The sequence below is a fragment of the Agrobacterium sp. LY4 genome (genome assembly GCF_001526585.1).
In the GTDB taxonomy this organism is placed as follows: domain Bacteria; phylum Pseudomonadota; class Alphaproteobacteria; order Rhizobiales; family Rhizobiaceae; genus Agrobacterium; species Agrobacterium leguminum.
The window spans coordinates 676092-693370 of sequence record NZ_ASYA01000001.1 but is presented as its reverse complement, the minus strand read 5'-3'; the positions used below and the strand labels follow the sequence as shown (position 1 = coordinate 693370).

At 61.4% G+C, this 17279-nt stretch carries 15 protein-coding genes and 1 pseudogene; 6 read left to right on the top strand and 10 right to left on the bottom strand.

The genetic code is table 11. The features are described 5' to 3' along the window. Positions 1-110 precede the first annotated feature (110 nt). The 3 genes from L904_RS03390 to L904_RS03380 all read right to left on the bottom strand — a co-directional run bounded on the left by L904_RS03390 (position 111) and on the right by L904_RS03380 (position 3234). Positions 111-1334 (bottom strand): CmpA/NrtA family ABC transporter substrate-binding protein, encoded by a 1224-nt coding sequence (locus L904_RS03390; protein WP_020809268.1) that lies wholly within the window; start codon positions 1332-1334, stop codon positions 111-113. A gap of 78 nt (positions 1335-1412) precedes the next feature. Beyond that, positions 1413-2153, bottom strand: coding sequence for an autoinducer binding domain-containing protein (locus L904_RS03385; RefSeq protein WP_020809269.1), 741 nt, complete (start codon positions 2151-2153; stop codon positions 1413-1415). A 211-nt stretch (positions 2154-2364) separates the two neighbouring features. Beyond that, positions 2365-3234 (bottom strand): IclR family transcriptional regulator, encoded by an 870-nt coding sequence (locus tag L904_RS03380; RefSeq protein ID WP_031233549.1) that lies wholly within the window; start codon positions 3232-3234, stop codon positions 2365-2367. A 71-nt stretch (positions 3235-3305) separates the two neighbouring features. On the opposite strand from L904_RS03380, the gene L904_RS03375 reads away from it, so the two are divergent. The 4 genes and pseudogenes from L904_RS03375 to L904_RS03360 all read left to right on the top strand — a co-directional run bounded on the left by L904_RS03375 (position 3306) and on the right by L904_RS03360 (position 6538). After that, complete coding sequence (locus tag L904_RS03375) at positions 3306-4088, top strand: SDR family NAD(P)-dependent oxidoreductase (protein ID WP_031233551.1); 783 nt, start codon at positions 3306-3308, stop codon at positions 4086-4088. Further along, entirely contained in the window at positions 4088-5002 is a 915-nt protein-coding gene (locus L904_RS03370; RefSeq protein WP_020809272.1) for a 2-dehydro-3-deoxygalactonokinase, read from the top strand. The genes L904_RS03375 and L904_RS03370 overlap by 1 nt, the downstream gene beginning before the upstream one ends. Before the next feature lie 15 nt (positions 5003-5017). Further along, positions 5018-5646: pseudogene (locus L904_RS03365) on the top strand (2-dehydro-3-deoxy-6-phosphogalactonate aldolase). 4 nt (positions 5647-5650) lie between these two features. Further along, positions 5651-6538 carry an SMP-30/gluconolactonase/LRE family protein gene (locus L904_RS03360; RefSeq protein ID WP_020809273.1) on the top strand — a complete coding sequence of 296 codons (888 nt, stop codon included), beginning with the start codon at positions 5651-5653 and terminating at the stop codon, positions 6536-6538. A 268-nt stretch (positions 6539-6806) separates the two neighbouring features. Here the strand turns inward: L904_RS03360 and L904_RS03355 are convergent, their stop codons facing one another. Further along, positions 6807-8159: a bifunctional diguanylate cyclase/phosphodiesterase gene (locus L904_RS03355; RefSeq protein ID WP_003521030.1), complete on the bottom strand. Its 1353-nt coding sequence runs from the start codon at positions 8157-8159 to the stop codon at positions 6807-6809. Between the two features lie 86 nt (positions 8160-8245). Next, the gene (locus tag L904_RS03350) at positions 8246-9865 is read right to left on the bottom strand and encodes a response regulator (RefSeq protein WP_051671862.1); all 1620 of its coding nucleotides are present in this window, start codon (positions 9863-9865) and stop codon (positions 8246-8248) included. Positions 9866-10274: 409 nt separating this feature from the next. Between L904_RS03350 and mutL the strand changes: the two genes are divergently transcribed. Beyond that, entirely contained in the window at positions 10275-12107 is a 1833-nt protein-coding gene (mutL, locus tag L904_RS03345) for a DNA mismatch repair endonuclease MutL (protein WP_031233644.1), read from the top strand. 139 nt (positions 12108-12246) lie between these two features. Continuing rightward, the gene (locus L904_RS03340) at positions 12247-12468 is read left to right on the top strand and encodes a DUF2093 domain-containing protein (RefSeq protein ID WP_020809536.1); all 222 of its coding nucleotides are present in this window, start codon (positions 12247-12249) and stop codon (positions 12466-12468) included. Positions 12469-12661: 193 nt separating this feature from the next. Here L904_RS03340 and lpxK read toward each other — a convergent pair whose 3' ends face one another. From lpxK to L904_RS03315, 5 genes are all read right to left on the bottom strand, one after another. After that, the gene (lpxK, locus tag L904_RS03335; RefSeq protein ID WP_020809537.1) at positions 12662-13708 is read right to left on the bottom strand and encodes a tetraacyldisaccharide 4'-kinase; all 1047 of its coding nucleotides are present in this window, start codon (positions 13706-13708) and stop codon (positions 12662-12664) included. Between the two features lie 149 nt (positions 13709-13857). Further along, positions 13858-14595, bottom strand: coding sequence for an HAD family hydrolase (locus tag L904_RS03330; protein ID WP_020809538.1), 738 nt, complete (start codon positions 14593-14595; stop codon positions 13858-13860). Continuing rightward, positions 14589-15911 carry a lipid IV(A) 3-deoxy-D-manno-octulosonic acid transferase gene (gene waaA / locus L904_RS03325; RefSeq protein WP_020809539.1) on the bottom strand — a complete coding sequence of 441 codons (1323 nt, stop codon included), beginning with the start codon at positions 15909-15911 and terminating at the stop codon, positions 14589-14591. The genes L904_RS03330 and waaA overlap by 7 nt, the downstream gene beginning before the upstream one ends. A 215-nt stretch (positions 15912-16126) precedes the next feature. Beyond that, on the bottom strand, positions 16127-16366 hold the full coding sequence (locus tag L904_RS03320) for a DUF4170 domain-containing protein (protein WP_003521023.1): 240 nt from the start codon (positions 16364-16366) through the stop codon (positions 16127-16129). A gap of 61 nt (positions 16367-16427) precedes the next feature. Further along, positions 16428-17234, bottom strand: a complete 807-nt coding sequence (locus L904_RS03315; protein WP_020809540.1) for a 3'(2'),5'-bisphosphate nucleotidase CysQ — start codon at positions 17232-17234, stop codon at positions 16428-16430. Between the last annotated feature and the right edge of the window lie 45 nt (positions 17235-17279).

Here is a 17279-nt window from a genome sequence, read left to right as displayed (position 1 = left end):
CCGCTTCATCATCCGACCGGGTATTGCGTGCCATCCATAGACAAGCCGGAGCGCTTCGCCAATGCCAAAGCGCGACAGTCAGGCATTCGCGACGATTTAACGCTGCGGTTTCAGATTTCGTCGTCCATCTCGAGCGTTTCCGGATCGAAAACATGGCCGTCGAAAAAACAGTCGGGGCCGAGCACCAGACCCGTGCGGGATGCGCCGACATGAACAGGCTCACGCAGCGTGCCCTCGAGCTTCAGATTAGCACCCGGCACCGGTACGAAAAGCGGCTTCATCGCCTTGCGGAAAATATCCGGCCGGTAGGCGTTGCGGGCCGCCTCCACCATGGCGGCATCGAACCGGTAATCGGCGGAAACCTCGCCCCAGCGCAACATCTGGCTGAAGAACCACAGGGCCTGGCTCTGCCAGGGAAAATTGGCGGCCTTGGCGCTGGTCACGAAAAACTCCTGAAAACGCTGCATGTCCCGCTGCGAGGTGGAAATATAGCCCGTCAGCGCCGGCAGCAGGAATTCGCCGTTCTCATCCATATATTGAGGGGCGGCGAGGATGCCGGCCAGTTCCTCGATATTGGCGGCATTGGCGCACCATTCGCCGGCACGGTAAAGCGCACGCAACAGCCCTTCCAGAAGGGAGGGGTTCTCCTCCGCCCAGCGCTTCTTCGTCGCCAGTATCTTTTCCGGCGCATTGTGCCAGATCAACGCCCCGGTGGTGACGATCCGGCCGGCGCCGCCGAGCACCACGGCGCTGCCCGCCGGTTCGGCGGTACAGAGCGCATCGACCTTGCCGCTTTCCAGGAGCGCCGGCATCGCCTTCGGCAGGGCCTCGACGATTTCCATATCCCGGCCGAGCAGCACGCCGCAGCTTCCGAGCAGGTAACGCAGCGCATAAAACGGCGTAGAGACGATATCCTCGACCGCAAAGACCGGCGGATTTTTCCCCGCCGCCCGGCGCGCGGCGCAGACACGGGCCATGGCGCGTCCAAAAGCCGCCGGGTCCGGCAGCTTCAGCCCTTCGCGGTAGAGTTCGTCATAAAATCCGTGGGAAACGGTCGTCGCCGATCCACCGAGGGAAAGCGTGAAAACGCCGACAATATCGGCCGGCAGATCGTCAAGGCCGACAGCGGAGCCGACCGGAACCGGAGCGGGCAGATGCGCGACGTGAACGCCATCCTCGCCAAGCGCCGCAAGCACGGCGCGGGCTGACTGTTTTCGGAAAAGTTCGAGTTCTATGCCTTCATCGGCAGCAAAGCCTTTTTCGGCAGCGGCTATCAGCACGGCGCAGTCGATAGTCGGAGAAAATCCTGCTTTTACCTTATGCCGTTCCGGCAAACGATTTCTCCTTTCCGGTGATTCGAAAAGAGGATCGCCCAGGAAGCGGTTTATCACAATGATAAAATTAAGATTTCGCTATTTTATCAGGCCGACCCGCAGCGCTTTTGCGACGGCCTGGGTGCGGTTGACCGTGTCGAGTTTTTTCGTCGCGCGGTTCAGGTAATGATTGATGGTATGTTCCGACAGCATCATGATTTCAGCGATTTCGGCGCTGGTCTTGCCGGCGGCGGTCCAGTTCAGGCAGTCGATCTCCCGCTCGCTCAAGGTTTCGGGAACCCTGAGATCGAGGCGACGGATTTCAGACAGCCGGGCAAAGACATGGCTGGAAATGTAAAAAAGCTCCGCAAGCCGGCTGGCGGGCACAGCCGTCTTGTTGCCGGAAAAGGATACCGCGCCCCGTCGCATGGTGATGTCGTGAACGGGAAACCAGACCGAATTGATCATCTCGAACCGTTCGAAAAGGTTGATCACGGTTTTCTTGGCGATTTCTCCGTCGCCTCTGACCAGAAAATCCATGGAGACGGAAAAGGGGACGGTCGATTTTTTCAACTGCGCCATCACCCGGCTGGTCTGGAGCATGCCCTCTTCATCGTAACGCTGCAGAAGCTCAGCCGGCCAGCTGGTGATGATCGTATATTGCGACAGTTCGCTCGCCACTTCCGAAGACAGGTCGAGCACCATGAAAGCCTTGAATTCCCAGGCCTCCGTCAGCCGTTTCAAAAACCGGAATATATCGAATTGCGTGTTGAGATCGGCGATCTCGCGAACGCAATCAACACCAATCGACTGAACGGCGGCCGTCTCTGTTTTCTGCATCAAAGCTGTTCTTCGAGAATGAGAAAATGCCGCCGCAAAGGCCCGCCCTTGCCCGGAAATCGTTGCGGATGTTACTCACCAAAACGATTCATGCAAACAAAAGTTGAAAACTTAATTCAGAATAGTCGAAAATAATATCGAACGCATAAGAATGGGTGCATGGCCGGCGGTTCCGCACGGGAAAATCCAGGGACTGCGCACCCTGTTTTCTTCAACCATCCGCAACCGGGGATAATCTGCAGGCAAGATCGTCGGAAATCCTGTCGGCGGTCTCGCGCACCAGAGGGGCCCATTTACGAAGCTGCTCCACATCCACGCGATAGGCCGGACCGGTGACGGAAATCGCCGCGCGAAAATTGCGGCCGGGCGCCCGGACCGGCGCGGCGACGCAATGAATTCCGATCTCGTGCTCCTGAAGGTCGAACCCGTAGCCATTGTCGCGAATGGTCGCCACCTCCGCCATCAGCGCTTCCGGCGTCGTGACCGTGCTTTCCGTGAAGCGATGAAAATCCAGTTCCGCCGCCAGCTGCGCCAGATCGTCGGCGGAGAGCAGCGACAGCGCCGCCTTGCCCACGCCGGTGCAATAGGCTGGCGAGGTTTTGCCGACCTGCGAATGCATGCGCAATGTGTGCTGCCCCTCCATCTTGTCCAGATAGGTGACCAGTCTGCCGTTCAAAACGGCGAGATGCACCGACTCCTGCGTCACCTCCTGCAAGGCCGCTAGATGGGGGGCCGCGACGCTGCGCAGGTCGTTGCCGCTCCAGGCTTTCGCGGCCAGTTGCAGCAGCCTCAGCCCCACGGCATAGGTTTGATCGGCAGCGTGATCGACAAGGCCTTCGGCAACGAGATGGGCGAGCTGGCGGTGAACCGTGCCGCGCGGCTGGCCGCAGGCTTCGACCACATCGGTAAAGCGCATCGGTTTTTCAGCAAAGGCGATCAACTCCAGCAGCGAGACGGCCTTGCCGAGCGTGCCCGTCTCAACTCCGGTTTTCCGTTGCGTCACCGGAACCGCATCAGGCTTTTGCCCATTGGGCTTTTTATTATCGGGCATGACAACATCCACCATCATCTGCCTTGACATAAGCGTGACGCCAAGAGAATAATTCCATTTAGTAAAATCTAGTTCCAAATAATGGAACAATCAAGCCTTTCATGGACGAGATGACGCCGATGACGCAAGCCCAATTTCCGGACCTCAAGGATGCGGGCGTGCTCGTCACCGGCGGCGGTTCCGGCATCGGGGCATCGCTGGTGGAAGCCTTTGCGATGCAGGGCGCGAAGGTTTCGTTCATCGATATCGCCGAAGAGCCGAGCCTGGCGCTCGTCAAGCGGCTTGCGATAACGACGCCGCATCCGGTCCACTTCTTCAAGACCGACCTTCGCGATATTGCGGCGATCGGCAAGACGGTGGAGGCGGCGGCTTCCGCCACCGGTGGCATCAAGGTACTGGTCAACAACGCCGCCTGGGACGACCGCCACGACATAGACACGGTGACGGAAGCCTATTGGGACGCCAATCAGGCGGTCAATCTCAAGCAGATGTTCTTCACGGTTCAGGCAGCCCTGCCCTATCTCCGGCAGGCGAAGGACGCCTCCATCGTCAATTTCTCGTCCATCTCGTTTCTGCTCAACATGGGCGAGCTGCCCTCCTATGCGGCGGCCAAGGCCGGCATCATCGGGCTGACGAAAAGCCTCGCCGGCCGGCTGGGGCCGGAAAATATCCGCGTCAACACGCTGCTGCCCGGCATGATCGTGACGGAGCGGCAGAAGGAACTATGGCTGACGGATGACGGCATTGCCGCCACCACCGCGCGGCAATGTCTGAAACGCACGCTCGTCGCCGCCGATCTGGCGGGCCCGTGCCTGTTTCTCGCATCATCGGCATCGGGCGCCATCACGGCGCAATCCATAATCGTAGACGGAGGCCTCCTATAATGTCTGAACCCGCTTTCATCGCCGTCGACTGGGGTACGACCAGTTTCCGGCTCTGGCTCATGAGCCGATCGGGCGCGGTGCTGGCGGAGCGCAGAAGCACGGAAGGCATGACCACGGCCATGCGGACCGGTTTCGCCGATGTGCTGCAATCGCATCTCGACGCCATCGGCGCGCCGGAAGGTTTACCGGTTCTCGTCTGCGGCATGGCAGGCGCGCGGCAGGGCTGGGTCGAAGCGGGTTATATCGATGTGCCGACATCGCTTTCGGCGGTTCTCGATGGCGCGGTTCGCGTGCCGGGCCAGGCGCGGGATGTGCGCATTTTGCCGGGGCTGGCGCAACGGGATAAAAACGCGCCCGACGTGATGCGCGGCGAGGAAACGCAATTGCTTGGCGCTCTCGCCTCCTCGGACGCCGGTGAAAAGCTCGTCTGCATGCCCGGCACCCATTCCAAATGGGTGACCGTGAAGGATGGCGGCGTGACCGGCTTTGCCACTTTCATGACCGGCGAACTCTTCGAAGTCGTCTCGAAACAGACGATCCTTTCCCATGCGGTGGCCGAGGCCGAAGCCTTTACCGGCGAGCATGCGGCTTTCACGGCGGCGGTGCGCGACATCTACGCCAATCCGCAGCTTGCGACCAATCGCTTCTTCACCCTTCGCTCCGGCCAGTTGCTGCACGGCCTCACCGCCACCGATGCCAAGGCCAAGCTTTCCGGCATCATGATCGGGCTGGAAATCGCCGGCGCGCATTCCACCGCCCGGCGCGAGACGCCGGTGGTGCTGATCGGTTCCGGTGCGCTCGGCGCGCTTTACGAAGGCGCCTTCACCGCCCTTGATATCCACTATACGGTCATCGATGCAGACGAGGCCGTGCGGCGCGGATTGCTGGCCGCTGCAAATGCCATCTGGCCATAAGAAGAAAGATCGACCATGCGTATTCCCTTCCCTTCCATCAAATATCCGCTGATCGCCATCCTGCGCGGTCTGAAGCCCGAGGAGACCGAAGGCGTCGTCGGCGCGCTGATCGAAACCGGCTTCCGCGCCATTGAAATCCCGCTCAACTCGCCCGATCCGTTCCGCTCAATCGAGATCGCCGCGAAGATGGCGCCCGCCGATTGCCTCATCGGCGCGGGCACCGTGCTCAGCGTGGAAGACGTGGCCTCGCTGGATGCGGCCGGCGGCAAGCTGATGGTGAGCCCCAATGCCGACGCCGATGTGATCGTTGCCGCGCGCGTCAAGGGCATGGTGACGATGCCGGGTGTTCTGACCCCCACCGAGGCGCTGGTGGCCGCGAAGGCCGGCGCGACCGGGCTGAAATTCTTTCCCGCCAGCATCATCGGCCCCCCGGCATCAATGCGATCCGGACGATCCTGCCGAAGGATCTGGTCATTGCCGCCGTCGGCGGCGTCTCGGACAAGAATTTCGCTGAATATACCTCGGCCGGTATCGTGGCTTTCGGGCTTGGCACAAGCCTTTACAAGCCGGGCATGACGGCAGCGGAGGTGCGCGAACGCGCCACTGTCACACTTTCAGCCTATGATGCAGCCATCGGAGGATAAGAGCTTGGCGACTGTTTTTCCCTTTGCCGGACGTGTTCTGGACGAGACGCCGATGCTGCTCGGCGAAGGCCCGACCTTCGACCCTGCGACCGGCACCGCCTGGTGGTTCAATATTCTCAAGCGGGAACTGCATGAGCTGCATCTCGCCTCCGGCCGCAAGACCGTGCACGCCCTGCCTTTCATGGGCAGTGCGCTGGCCAAAGTCAGCGACAGCAAGCAGCTGATCGCCTCCGATGACGGGCTTTTCCTGCGCGACACGGCAACCGGCGTGCTGACGCTGCATGCGGAGCTGGAAAAGGATTTACCCGGCAACCGCTCCAATGATGGGCGCATGCACCCCTCCGGCGCGCTGTGGATCGGCACCATGGGCCGCAAGGCGGAGACCGGCGCGGGCAGCATCTATCATGTCGCGAAGGGCACCGTGACCAAGCTGTTTGCCGAGATCAGCATTCCGAATTCGATCTGCTTTTCGCCCGATGGCGCGACGGGATATTACGTCGATACCAAGGTGAACAAGCTGATGCGGGTACCGCTCGATGCGGAGACCGGCCTTCCCGCAGGCAAGGCTGAAGTCTTCATCGATTCCACCGGTATCAAAGGCGGCATCGACGGGTCGGTCTGCGATGCCGAAGGGCATATCTGGAACGCCCGCTGGGGCGTGGGTGCTGTGGATCGTTACGATGCGGACGGCAATCACATCGCCCGATATGAGGTGCCCGGCGGACAGACGACCTGCCCGGCCTTCATCGGCCCCGACGCATCGCACCTTCTCGTCACCTCGGCGCGCGAACATCTCGATGATGACGCCATTGCCGTCAATCCGCAGCATGGGTTGACGTTCGAGCTGGGGGTTGAGGTGAAGGGCCGGTTCGAGCCGCTTTACAGGCTCTAAGGCGCGGCGCAGGCCGCACGCAACAAAACGTGGAGAGCCTTCTGGCAAGGGTTGTTCCCGAAACGACCTCCCTCATTCCTGTGCTTGTCACAGGAATCTAGCCAGCCCAAGTCCTTGGGCTGAAAGGAGTCGTTTCGCCGCGCAGACGCGCGTCGGCTGGATTCCTGTGACAAGCACAGGAATGAGGGTTGTGGGGATGCGCCGGCGCACACAAGCTTGGCCGAGATGCAGTTTTCTCCAACAAGCGTCACGGCCAAGCCGTACCGCCTCAGGAAATATCCGACAATATCTCGCGGTAATTCTCGTGCAGATAGCGCTGGGTCGCGGCGGCATCGGCGGGGCGGCCGTAGAAATAGCCCTGCCCCATGGCGCAGCCGAGCGCGCGCAGCTTTTCCTCTTCCGCCCGTTCTTCGATCCCTTCGGCCACGACCTCGAGGTCGAGCCCTTCGCACATGGCGACGATGGCCTTGATGATGTGTTCGGAAGGGCGGTCGCTGCTGATGCGCGAGACGAAGGCGCGGTCGATCTTCACCTTGTCGAAGGTGAAATCCCGCAGGCGGCCGAGGCTCGACTGGCCGGTGCCGAAATCATCCAGAGAAATGCGAACGCCGGCGCTCTGCAATTCGCTGATGATGCGCTGGGCGGTATCGGCGGAAGTCATCACAGCCGTTTCGGTGATTTCAAGCTCCAGCCGATGCGGGTCGAGGCCGACACGCGAGAGGATGGAGAGAATATTGTCCGCCGTGCTGGGGTCCATCAATTGCGCGGAAGAGAGGTTGAAGGACAGGAAAAGCTCACGCGGCCAGAACAGGGCTGCCTCCGCCGCCTTTCGGAGCAAAGCTTCCGACAGCGCATCGATGAAACCGCGCTCTTCGGCAAGCGGCACGAAAACGGCGGGCGATACGAAACCGAGATCGGGATCGTTCCAGCGAGCCAACGCCTCGAAACCGATGACTTTCGCCTCTTCCAGCCTGACGATGGGCTGGAAATGCACGTCGATGGCATCGGTTATGATGGCGTTTCTGAGCGCCTGTTCCAGTTGCGTGGCGCGCTTCATCTCCTGCGCGATCTCGCGCGAATAGACCGTGATCTGGCCGCGGCCACGTCTCTTGGAGCGATAGAGCGCCGTCTCGGCGCTTTTCAGTAAATCCTCGAATTCATCGCCGGCGAAGGGATAGATGGCGAAACCGAAGGAAGAGGACAGGCGAACGTTACGGTCGCCGAGATCGTAAGGGGCCGAAAGCACGTCCTTGATCATGTTGCCGATGCGCTCGGCACCGGTGCGCTCGAACACCAGCGGCAGCACAAAGGCGAATTCGTCGCCGTCATGGCGCGTCACGACCGCGCCATCGGGAATGCAGGCCTTCAGCCGGTGCGCGACCTGACACAGGATTTCATCGCCCGCCTGCACGCCGAACAGATCGTTGATAGGTTTGAAGCCATCTATATTGGCGATGCCGACCGTGAAAGGCGCCGGATCGCTGGAGCGCTCGCTGGCAAGCATGCGAATCTTGTCCCGCAGACGGTAGCGGTTGCCGAGCCCCGTCAGCGGGTCGCTGTAGGCCATCGCCTGCAGCTCGTTCTGGCTGACCTGCAACGTTTGCGGCTCTGCCCGTTTCATTCCTGCATCTCGTGAATCCTGTGTCGACCGCGCTCACAATGCAGGGCAAGTATTAAAAAAGCCATAGCCTCCCGACAAAGGCAATGTCAGGCCTGCAGCCGCAGGACATCCTTGCCGAAAAGCCGCAGGAAAACCGCCTCGACCATATCCGGGCTGACGGGTTTCAGCAGCATGTCGTCCATGCCCGACGCGCGGCATTTGTCGAGATCGCCCTCGAAAGCGTGGGTGATGACGCCGACGATGGGAATGTGCTTTTCGCCGCAAAGACCGCGCATGCGGCGCGCGACTTCGAAGCCGTCGATATCGCCCAGCGTCGTGTCGAGCAGGACGGCGGAAGGCGGCTGTTCGGCAAAGAGACGCAGCGCTTCCTCGCCCGAGGTGGCGAGCCGCCAGGAAAGCCCGAGGCCCTCGAGTATCTGCGAAAAGACGATCTGGTTGACCCTGTTATCCTCGACAAGAAGTATATCGCAGACGCCGCCGGTCTTGAGGATTTCAGGCAGGTCCTCCGTCATGATCTCCCAGTCCTCGTCGGCGGTTTTTTCCTTCGGGGACGATTGCAGCCCGGCCGCAAGATAATGCAGCAACGAAGCGTCTATCTCCTCTTCCTCGATGGTGACGACGGGCAGATCATGCTCGGCGGCAATATCGAGGCAGGCGACGCTCATCTGGGCGTCGACAACGACCACATCGATGCTCACGCCGGCGGAGGTCGCGACGTCGATGAAGGCGCGCTGCTCGTCCTCGCTCGTCACCGCCGCATGGTCCATGCCGCCCGCCGTAAGCCGGCGACCGGCCGCTTGTGCAAAGCGTCCGTTTTCAGAGACGATCAGCACCGCCTTGCTCTTTAAAACCCCGCCGCGATTGTCCGTTTCTTCGTCCTTGCCATAGGTGGAGGCGACGAAAGGGACATGTTCAAGCGAGGGGATGACGGGCGTGCCGTTGGCATCGATGGTGGCGAGAGCGGTCACGTCCTCCATCGTCGTCACCAGGAAATATCGGCCGGGCCTGCCCACACGCTGCTTGCGGGTGATGGTCAGCACCTCTTCGCCGCTCAGCCGCCGCACCCTTTCGGGGATGACGCTCGGCGTGCCGCTATCCAGCACCATACGATCGGCAATATCGATCCTTCCGGCGACCTTGCGCGAGTGGAGATCGAAAACGGTGCGGCCGAGAATGCTCTCGGGGCTGGTTTCGACCAAAGCGCAGGCGGATTTGTTGACGGCGGCATAGGCCATGTTCCGGTCCTTGACGAAGACGGGAAACGGCAGATTGTCGAGAATATCCTCGATGAGCTGCACGCGCTCGAGGTCGATGCGCCATTGCTCTTCGCGTTTCTTCTGTTCGGAAATATCCGCAACCACGCTGATGCCGAGGCCGGACGGCAGGCGATTCATGACGAAGCGCAGGAAGCGTTCTCCCTTCAGCCGCTCGGTTTTTTCCGATCTTTCCTTCCAGTGCAGCGCCAGCCGCTCGCCGATCCATTCCTCCCGGCCGAGCGGGCGGGCATTGGCGGAGAGGCTCTCCGCCTCGAGCAGATAACAATCGTAAAGCGCGCTCAGATAGTCGCGCAGCCGCGCGCCCGGGCCGATGACGGCCTCTTCCAGCGGAAAAAAGCTCAAGAGTTTCCGGCTTGCGAAAATAATGTGATCGTTCCGGTCGTAAACGACGATCGCCGCGCCAAGCGCGTCGCAAAGGGCATCAAGCATCACCGTATGAACGCCCGCGCCAGAGGACGCCAAATCACTCAACTGCAAACTCCCGCCTGTTTTTCAGGGGTCAGGCTTATGTTTCTAGTGGAATCGTCCAGGGCAAATGCCGGGATGAAACGAAAAATTCCGAAAAAGAGACATCAGGGTTTGCAACTTGAAGCAGTCTTGAGGGGAAGATGACGCTCACCCATATTCGACGTCACACACCGCCCGGCGAAGGCGGCCCCGTTCCTGCGGTCATTTCAAGCCGCCTCACCATAATCAAGGCCGATTAAAGGCGGATTAACGCTTAACGCCATGTTGACGGAAATGATCGAATGCCGGACAGGCCGCAAAACATGTGCAAATTTCCGCAGCTCGAGTTTTTTGCTTTCGAAGCCACGGCGAATCCGCGAAAATGACGATCATGGCCATCAAGCAGCTTTCAGAAACCCTCATCAACCAGATCGCCGCCGGCGAGGTCATCGAAAGACCCTCCAGCGCCACGAAGGAACTGGTGGAAAACGCCATCGATGCGGGCGCGACCCGGATCGAAATCGCCACGGCGGGCGGCGGCAAGGGGTTGGTGCGGATCACCGACAACGGCTCCGGCATGTCGCCTGCCGATCTGGAGCTTGCGGTCCGGCGTCACTGCACCTCGAAAATTTCCGATACGCTGGACGATATCCGCACGCTCGGGTTTCGCGGCGAGGCGCTGCCCTCCATCGGCTCCGTCGCCAAGCTGACGATTACCAGCCGCCAACAGGGCGCGGAACAGGGTTCGGTGATTTCCGTTACCGGCGGCAAGGTGTCCGATGTGCGGCCCGCCGCCTCGAATGCCGGCACCATCGTCGAGGTGCGCGACCTGTTCTTCGCCACGCCGGCGCGGTTGAAATTCCTGAAAACGGAACGGGCGGAGGCCGCCGCCATCACCGAGGTCGTCAAACGGATGGCGATCGCCTTTCCGCATATCCGTTTCGTGCTCTCCGGCACCGACCGCTCGACGCTCGAAATCCCTTCGACCGGCGACGATCATCTTGGCCGCATGGCGCAAATCCTCGGTGCCGAGTTCAAGGACAACGCCATCGAGATCGATGCCGGGCGCGAGGATGTGACGCTGACCGGTTTTGCCGGCGTGCCGACCTTCAATCGCGGCAACTCGGCGCATCAATATGTCTTCGTCAATGGCCGCCCGGTGCAGGACAAGCTGCTTTTATCCGCCATTCGCGGCGCCTATGCCGAAACCGTGCCGCATGGGCGATATCCGGTCGCGGTGCTGTCCATCACGCTCGACCCCGCCTTTGTGGATGTGAACGTGCACCCGGCAAAATCCGACGTGCGTTTTCGCGATCCCGGCCTCATTCGCGGGCTGATCGTCGGCGCGATCCGGCAGGCGCTGACGCGTGACGGCGACAGGGCCGCAACGACGGGTGCGAGCCAGATGATGAACGCCTTCCGCCCCGGCTACAGCCCGTCCGGCCTCCGGCCCTCGCCTTCCATGGCAGCCCCCGCGCCGTGGTCCGCCGCCACCTCGCCCTCCCGCCCGCTTGCGATTTCAGGCGGAGCGCAATTTGCAGAGGCGGTGCAGTCACGCTTTTCCGACATCACCATGCCGACGGCGCGGGCCGAGCCTCGGGACACTGACGAGACCACCGCAAGCCCCTCGCCGGAACCTGTGCTTTATCCGCTCGGAGCCGCGCGGGCGCAGCTCCACGAGAACTACATCATCGCGCAGACGGAAAACGGCCTCGTCATCGTCGACCAGCATGCCGCGCATGAGCGGCTGGTGTTCGAACAGATGCGCAATGCGCTGCATTCCAGGCGGCCGCCTTCGCAGGTGCTGCTCATCCCCGAGATCATCGACCTGCCGGAAGAGGATTGCGACCGGCTGATGGATCACGCCGCCGGTTTCGATGCGCTGGGGCTCGTCATCGAGCGTTTCGGGCCGGGCGCCGTCGCCGTCCGGGAAACGCCGGCCATGCTGGGCGAAGTCAATGTGCAGGGGCTGGTGCGCCAGCTTGCCGACGAGATTGCCGAATGGGACGCAGCCTCAACGCTTGCCAACAAGCTGGAATATGTCGCGGCTACCATGGCCTGCCACGGTTCCGTGCGCTCCGGCCGGCGCATGCGGCCGGAGGAGATGAACGCGCTTCTGCGGCAGATGGAAAACACGCCGGGTTCCGGTCAGTGCAATCACGGCCGTCCGACCTATATCGAACTGAAACTTTCCGATATAGAACGGCTCTTCGGCCGTAGCTGACGCCGCAAGCAGGCGGGGCTGGCCTTGCGCCGCGCCGGGCTATATAAATTTGAGATACTGGAGCACCAAATTGTTCAGGAAAACGCTGCGCCGTTTCGGACTGGGTGCCCTGACGGGACAGAGCAGGAGACGAAAACGGATGAACAGATTTGAAGGAGGCGGCAACCGCCTCGCCGTCATCGAATATCTCGACGGTGATTTCCGCATCGTCCAGACCGGCTCGCACGTCATCTGCGCCATCACCGGCAAAAGCATTCCGCTCGATGAGCTGCGCTACTGGAGCGTGGCGCGGCAGGAGGCCTATGTGGATGCGGCGGCTTCGCTGGAAGCCGAAAAGAAGGCTGGCAATTTGCCGGCGTGAGTTGGGAAGCGGCGCGTTGAGTATAGCGCATGTGCCTCCCCTCATCCCTGTGCTTGTCACAGGGATCCAGCCAGCCCAAGTCCTTGGGCTGAGAGGACTCTTCCCGCCGCGCGGACGCGCGTCGTCTGGATTCCTGTGACAAGCACAGGAATGAGGAGAAGTGGGTGCACGGCGGTTTATCTTCTTCGGTACTCTAAAGCGACGTCCGCGCATTGTCCCGCAGCAGGCGCGCACGGCAGTTCCTCACCGCCGTATCGATGATCGTCGCGGCCGCGTTGGGGTCGTCGAACACCATGTCGATTTCGATCACCAGGCTGTTCCACAGCAATTCTTCCGCCCGGCCGTGGTGTCCGTTAAGCCGCACGGCGTCCTTGGCCGTCGTCACCAGTTGCAGGTTCTCTTTACCGGCGTCCTGTAGAAGATCGGCGATCTCATCGTCGCTAAAATGATGATGATCCGGGAAAGCGCGCTGCAGCACGATGTCGCCGCCGAGCGCCTCGACGGTTCGATAAAACTTGGCGGGGTCGGCGATGCCCGCATAGGCCAGCACGCGTCTTCCCCTGAAATCCTGCGGCTCCTGCGGCGTGATCGCCGCCACGAAGACGGGTTTGGCGGCCTTTGCCGCCTGCCGGACCAGGGCATCGGCCGCATGGCCGCTGCCGACCTTCAGGAGCCCGGTCATGTGCCGCATCTGCTCGGCAAGCGGCGCCCTCACCGGGCCGCCCGGCACGAGATGGCCATTACCGATGCCGCGCATCGTATCGATGACGACGAGCGCGTAATCCAGCGTCAGGCGTGCACTTTGGAAACCGTCATCCATGATGATGAGATCGACGCCCTCCTTCACCAGCCGGTGTGCGCCTTCCACCCGCTTGCGGGAAATGACCGTGACCGCCTCTCGCGCCAGGAGCAGCGGCTCATCGCCGACATCGGCCGAGCGGTGCTGTCCGGGATCGACAAGGGTGGTGACGTCGAGCGTGCCGCCGTAACCGCGGCTGAGAAATCCGGGTTTCAGGCCCTTTGCGACGGCGGCTCTCGCAATTGCCATCGCCGTCGGCGTCTTGCCGGCGCCGCCCACGGTGAAGTTGCCGATGCAGATGACCGGAACGGCAACGCTTGCCCTCTTCGCCGTTCGCATCCGCCGGCCGGCGATCTTGCCGTAAAGAAGCGAGAAAGGAGACAGGAGCCACGCCTGCCATCCCGCTTTCTGCCACCAGAACGGCGGCGCTTCAGAAACCATCTATTCCCGCTCCCGGCCGCGTCGCCCACGGCATTCCGTTCGCCCGTCACATGTCAGGAGGTTGTTTGCCAGAAAAAACCGTAAATTGCAAAAATGGAATAAACGGGTTTGATGGAGCCGCACCCGGCCCGGCGGAAATTCCACCGGGTTCAGAGAGCCCGTTCCGGTAAAAGCGCTTCAAGCGCGGTAATGTCGTCGAAACAATAATCGGCGTCAGCGCCGAGACTTTCGCGCGAGCCTGTTCCGGTCAAAACGGCGATGCGCAAACCGGCACCGGCATTCTTCGCCATGTGCAGATCGTGATTATTGTCGCCGACCACCGCCACGCGTTCCGGCGGAAAGCCTATCGCCTCGCAGAAACCGAGAACCATGCCGGGCTGCGGCTTGGTGCCGTAACCGCTGTCATATCCCGCGACAAAATCGACATCCTTTTCGAAACCGAAGCGGATGGCCGTCTGGCGGATGGAGTTTTCATTGTCGCTGGAGGCGATGCCGAGCTTGTAGCCGCGCGCCTTCAACCTTGCGAAAAACGCCTTGAGATCGGTGACGGGTACGGATTTATCCGCCGCCTCGGTGAACAACCGGTCGAGGCGCGCCGTCAGCTCCCCGACATCGCAGGGCGAACCGGCGGCAACCAGACCAGCGGCGATTTCCGCCGTATTGCCGGCGGCCAGAAGGCTGTCCGGTACGACATGACCGGTAACGGGGTCCATGCCGCAGGCGGAAAGAAGCCGGTCGGCAAGAACGGGATCGCCCTTGGCGGCAATCGCCGCAAGTTCGCGGTTCACCGGACCCCAGCTGGCGTCATAGCCCAGAAGCGTGCCGTCCTTGTCGAAAAGGACTGCGGCGATCGATTGCGCCGCGTTGAGTTCGATATCCGCTACCATGAACCGATGGCGCTCCGCGGTTGCAGCTTAGCGGAAACGGTGAGCGGATTGATATAGGGTTCCAGCGCCTTGACGGTGGAGGACAGCGCGCCGCGCATATCCTGGATGACCCGGTTGCCCGCATCGATCATCTTGTAACGCTCATTGTCGTTGACCAGCAGATAGTGCACCGCCTTGGCCAGCATCTCCACATCGCGGATGATGCGACCGCCGCCGGCGCGGATCAGTTTCTGATAGGCCTCGCGGAAATTCTGCACATGCGCGCCAGACAGGACGGCGCAGCCGAGCATCGCCGGCTCCAGCGGGTTCTGCCCGCCCTCGGCAGTCAAGGAGCGGCCGACGAAGGCAAGCTCGGTCAGGCGCAGGTAAAGCCCCATTTCGCCGATGGAATCGCCGAGGAAAATATCGGTTTCCGGGGTGATCACGTCATTGCGGCTGCGGCGGGCGACCGAAAGATTCATGCCCTTCAGCATCGCCTCGACATCGTCGCCGCGCTCAGGATGGCGCGGCACGATGATGGTCAGTTGCCCATTGCGCGACTTGATCGCCGCATGCACGGTGGCGGCAGCCTTCTCTTCGCCGTCGAAAGTGGAGATGGCGGCCCATGTCTTGCGATTGCCGACCTGCTCGCGATAGCTCTCCAGCAGCGCCTCGTCGCAGGGCGGCGGGTCGGTGTCACCCTTGAGGTTGCCTGAAATCACCACCGGCCAGGAGCCGAGATCGCGGAAGCGTTCGGCATCGAGATCGGACTGCGCAACTACCAGCGCCAGCTTGGAAAACAGCGATTCAGCAATGTCATGCCGGGCTTTCCAGCGGTCGAAGGAACGGTCGGAGAGGCGCGCATTGACCCGGATTTGCGGAATGTGCCGGCGTTCCAGCTCCATCATCGTCACCGGCCAGATTTCCGATTCAGCGGTGATGGCGGCATCCGGCGCCCAGTAGGTCAGGAAACGGTTGACCGCGATCTTGATATCGAGCGGCACATATTGGTGGATCACATCGTCGCCGAGCCGCGTGCGGGTCAGTTCGGCCGACGTGACGGTGCCGGTGGTCAAAAGCACGAAGATGTCGCGCTTGCGAATTTCGCGGATCAGCGGAATAAGCGCCAGCGTTTCGCCCACGCTTGCAGCATGGAACCAGACCAGCGGCCCGCGCGGACGCTCGGCGCTCGCATAACCGAAGCGTTCGAGCCGACGGCGCTTGTCTTCCTTGCCCTTCGCCGCCCGATAGGAAAGATAGGGTTTCGCGAACGGGTAAGCGGCGATACCGGCAATGCGGTAACCGGAAAGAGCGAAACGTGCGATACGGCTGCTCATGACATTCTGCCCTTGATCATTCCGCGCAATGCCCTTCCCCTGTTCTTGTTGTTATCGCCGCCTACTTCTTCTCAAATTGCGTCATTTTTTGTCATCGGAAACGAAAGCGCGATCACATTTTCTCGCCCCGGTATTCCCGGCCTGCGCCGCTCGCGCAGGAATCACGGGAAAACTCGCTTTCACCCAATAGTATTACAACGCAAGGGCAAAAGGACTCAAATTTTGTCGTCCGGATTGAGAAGACGATGCATATGCACGATAAAATAACGCATATGAGCGTTATCGACAGTCATCTGCGCCTTGGACTTCCATGCGGTGAGCGCGGAAGCATAGTCCGGATAGATACCGACGATATCGAGCGCCTTCAAATCCCGGAACTGAACATCCTGAAGGTTTTCCAGTTCGCCGCCGAATACGAGGTGCAGCAGCTGTTTCTGTTTGCCAGATTCCGTCATGTCTTTGTCTCTTTCTTAAACTCTGAGAGAGGCATTCATCTGCGGGATTTCCCGGCAAACGTCAACTGTCAGACAGATGTGAAAACGCTTTCAAAAGTGCAGGCAGCGCATAATCTGCTGCGGCGCACAATGCGGGGTGGTTCACCTGCCGGCGATTATACATCAGAGGTTTTCCATCCAGCCCGACCAGCCGGCCGCCGGCCTTCTCCAGAATGAGGTCGGCGGCGGCGAGATCCCACTCGTGCGAGTTCGCCTTGACCAGCGTTCCGTCGATACGGCCATCCGCCACCATGGCCAGCCGGTAGGCGAGCGAGGGCACGTGCGGAATGCGCTTGACGCCGCCCCGCACCTCTTCCGGCAGATGCGCGATCACGTCTTCGGGCGCCGCCAGATGGAAGATACCGGCGTTTTCGCGCGCGGCAAAAACGGGCGCCCCGTTTTTCAGCGCTTCGCCGCCTTCAAATGCCGTGAACTCCTCGGCAAGCGCCGGGGCGACAAGGGCCGCGACCACCGGCCGCCCCTCATGCACCACCGCAACGCTGACGCACCAGGTGTCCCGGCCGCCGATGAAGGCGCGGGTGCCATCGATGGGGTCGACGACGAAGACGGTGGAACGGGAAAGCCTGTCCGTATCGTCATCCGTCTCTTCGGAAAGCCAGCCGTAATCCGGCCGGGCAGAGCGCAGGATGGTTTCGAGGATTTCATTGGCGGCGTAGTCGGCCGCACTGACCGGCGAAAGCCCGCCATTCTTCCACCAGACCTCGGGATCCTTGCGGAAGAAACCGAGGGCCGTCTCGCCCGCCTTGCGGGCGGCTTCGAGGACCAGCCTCAGATCGGAGGCCCAGCGGGCCTCAGCCATATCGTTCATTTTGCCGTCTTTTCCGCGCGCCTCAAACGGCGCGCCCGTTTTTCT